Below are 3,414 nucleotides of genomic sequence, written 5' to 3'. Positions count from 1 at the left end.
GAACTCGTCAATGCGGCCGCCCGGTTGTTCCGAAAAAAAGGCTTTGACGCCACCAGCACGCGCGACATCGCAGCGGCCGTCGGCATGCACAGCGGTTCGCCCTTCTACCACTTCAAAAGCAAGGCGGCACTCCTCAATGCCGTGATGGAAGAGGGCATGCGCTCGGCGATTCAACGCCAGGCCGCGGCCCTGCAGGCGGCGGGGCTCTCTACCGCTGAGGCGCCAGCGCTGCTGCACGTGCTGATCCGCAATCACTTTGACGTGCTGCTGGGCCCCGGCAGCGACTTCATCCCTGTGATGCTTTACGAGTCGCGTTCGATCACAGCCCGGCAGCGCAACCTGCTGGCCAGACTGCAAAGCAATTACGAAGCTGTCTGGGAGCCTGTGCTGAAGGCGTTGGCCGCGGCAGGGCAACTCAAGGGACCGGTGAAGCTTTCGCGCCTTCTGATCTTTGGGGCACTCAACTGGTCGGTGCAGTGGTTTGATGCAAAAAAAGATGCGTCACTGGACGATCTGGCGGATGCGGCCATGGCGCTGTTCATTGGAGAAAAGACTCCGAAATCTCCGGCAAGAAAGATCCGCGCATGAGTTACCAATCCGTGTTCCAACCCAGTCTTTTTGCCGGTCAGGTCATTGTTGTCACCGGCGGCGGCTCCGGCATTGGCCGCTGCATCGCGCATGAACTCGCTGCGCTGGGCGCGCATATGGTGCTGATAGGCAGGAATATCGAGAAACTTCACAGCGTGGCCGGCGAAATCGTGGCGCAGGGCGGGCGCGTGAGTTTTCACCCCTGTGACATCCGCCTGGAAGAGGCCGTCAAGACCACCATCGCCGCCATCGTGGTGGCGCAGGGCCGTATCGATGGGCTTGTCAACAACGCGGGCGGCCAGTACATCACGCCGCTGGAATCCATCAGCGCCAAGGGCTGGGAGGCCGTCATCAACACCAACCTGACCGGCGGCTTCCTGATGGCGCGCGAATGCTACCTGCAAGCCATGCAGGAAAAGGGCGGCAGCATCGTCAACATAGTGGCCGACATGTGGGGTTCCATGCCCAGCATGGGCCACAGCGGCGCGGCGCGCGCCGGCATGGTGAGCTTCACCGAAACCGCGGCGGCCGAATGGGCCCATAGCGGCGTGCGGGTGAACGCGGTCGCGCCCGGCTACATCGCCTCCAGCGGCATGGACCACTACCCGCCCGAGGCCGGCCCCATGCTGCGCGAGATGCGCCACACGGTGCCACTGGGCCGCTTCGGCACCGAAAGCGAAACCTCGGCGGCCGTCGTCTTCCTGCTCAGCAAGGCCGCCAACTTCATCAGCGGCAGCACCTTGCGCGTCGACGGCGCCAGGCCCCAGATGCGCATGGGCTGGCCCATGCAGCGGCCCGATACTGACGCGCTGCAGCGTGATGCGATCAAACCTTTCGATGGTTTTCACCTGGCTGAGACCCCCAAGGTCTTCCAGTCATGACGCTGTTCCAGTCTGCGTGGAATGCGCAATCGCCACAAGCCATGCAGCGGCGTGAGGCCATGCTGTCGCGCATCGCCGCATTGCGCGCGCTGGAAGAGCGCAGCGCCGCCGCCTCCGCCAAATCACGGCCCGCCTTCGACAAGCGCGGCCAGCTGCTGCCGCGCGAGCGGGTGGCGCTGCTGCTGGATGCGGGTGCGCCCTGGCTGGGCCTGTGTTCCCTCGCGGGTTACCTGCAGGACAACAAGGACGCGGCCCAGTCGGTGCCGGGCGGCGGCGTGGTGGCGGGTATCGGCTTTGTGAGTGGCGTGCGCTGCATGGTGGTGGCCAGTGATTCAGGCATAGAGGCCGGCGCCGTCCAGGCCATGGGACTGGAAAAGATCCTGCGCGTGCAGGAGATTGCGCTGCAAAACAAGCTGCCCTTTATCCACCTGGTGGAAAGTGCGGGCGCCAACCTCATGCGCTACCGGGTCGAAGGCTTTGTGCACGGTGGAAGCCTTTTCCGCAATCTGGCGCGGCTGTCGGCGGCGGGCATTCCCGTCATCACCGTGCAGCACGGTTCGGGCACGGCTGGCGGCGCCTACATGCCGGGCCTGAGCGACGTCGTCATCATGGTGCGCAAGCGTTCCCGCGCTTTCCTTGCCGGCCCGCCACTGCTGATGGCCGCTACCGGCGAGGTGGCGACCGAAGAAGAACTGGGTGGCGCTGAAATGCACACCGGCGTGTCGGGCCTGGGTGAGCATCTGGCTGATGACGATCGCCATGCGCTGGGGCTGGCGCGCCAGGTGGTGGCCCGTACTTCATGGTCAAATCGGGCAGCAAGCAAAGCAGGGCGGGCGCAAGCAGCTACTAATTCAATAGCAAACACCGATCTCCCCTGTGAGCCGATTTACCCGCCTGACGAGCTGCTGGGCCTGGTTCCCGACGACCTGCGCCAGCCGCTGGACATGTACGAGGTCATCGCTCGGCTGGTGGATGGCTCAGACTTTTTGCCGTTCAAGGCGCTTTATGGTGCGGCCACGGTGTGCGTGCAGRCATCGATTGACGGCCATGCGGTCGGCATCATCAGCAACAATGGCCCGATTGACGTGGCCGGCGCCAACAAGGCCACGCACTTCATCCAGCTGATGTGCCAGCTGGGCCACCCCCTCATCTACCTGCAGAACACCACCGGCTATATGGTGGGCAAGGAGAGCGAGCAGGCCGGCATGATCAAGCACGGCTCCAAGATGATCCAGGCGGTGACCAATGCCGCCGTCCCGCAAATCACCATCCAGTGCGGCGCTTCATTTGGCGCGGGCAACTACGGCATGTGCGGCCGCGGCTACGCGCCGCGCTTTCTTTTCACCTGGCCCGGCGCCAAAACGGCGGTGATGGGGGGCGAACAGGCCGCGCGCACCATGCAGATCGTAGGCGAGGCGGCCCTGGCGCGAAAAGGCATCACGCCGGACCCGGCTCAGTCGCAAACCCAGTACGACAAGATCGTCGCCATGTTCGAGGCGCAGGCCGATGTGTTCTACACCTCGGGCCTGGTGCTGGACGACGGCGTCATCGACCCGCGCGACACGCGCGCGGTGCTGGCACAGTGCCTGGCAATGTGCGCCGAGGCCGATGCGCGGCAGCTGAGGCCCATGCAGTTTGGCGTGGCGCGCATGTAGACCGCCTGCAAAAAAGAACCGGAGACAACGAAATGCAATACACGCACGAACACCTTGAAATCCAGAAAACCCTGAAGCGGTTCATTGACGCCGAGATCAATCCGCACGTCGATGAATGGGAAGCCGCTGAAATCTTTCCCGCGCATGAAGTGTTCAAGAAGCTCGGCAACCTGGGCATGCTGGGCCTGACCAAGTCTGAGGAATACGGCGGCGCGGGCCTGGACTACTCCTACGCCATGGCCATGGCCGAAGCGCTGGGCCACATTGATTGCGGCGGCGTGCCCATGGCC

General features: G+C 64.0%; 4 protein-coding genes. All 4 read left to right on the top strand.

Annotated features, from left to right (window positions below):
• Positions 1-588, top strand: a 588-nt coding sequence (locus AC1D1X_RS18850) for a TetR/AcrR family transcriptional regulator (RefSeq protein ID WP_477698880.1), incomplete at its 5' end; no start/stop codon positions are given.
• Positions 585-1,469: an SDR family oxidoreductase gene (locus tag AC1D1X_RS18845; protein ID WP_477668445.1), complete on the top strand. Its 885-nt coding sequence runs from the start codon at positions 585-587 to the stop codon at positions 1,467-1,469. The genes AC1D1X_RS18850 and AC1D1X_RS18845, both read left to right, overlap by 4 nt.
• Positions 1,466-3,124, top strand: coding sequence for an acyl-CoA carboxylase subunit beta (locus AC1D1X_RS18840; RefSeq protein ID WP_477698879.1), 1,659 nt, complete (start codon positions 1,466-1,468; stop codon positions 3,122-3,124). Before AC1D1X_RS18845 ends, AC1D1X_RS18840 begins: the two co-directional genes overlap by 4 nt.
• A gap of 32 nt (positions 3,125-3,156) precedes the next feature.
• A partial coding sequence (locus AC1D1X_RS18835; protein WP_477698878.1) for an acyl-CoA dehydrogenase family protein occupies positions 3,157-3,414 on the top strand: 258 nt, incomplete at its 3' end.

The sequence above is a fragment of the Polaromonas sp. P1_G4 genome, assembly GCF_056405475.1.
Note: the sequence above shows the minus strand (reverse complement) of the source record. Positions and strands in the feature narration are given on the sequence as shown.

Bases quoted from the DNA above. Each gene is read 5' to 3' on its own strand.
- AC1D1X_RS18845 (WP_477668445.1), top strand. From the start codon at position 585: ATGAGTTACCAATCCGTGTTCCAACCCAGTCTTTTTGCCGGTCAGGTC.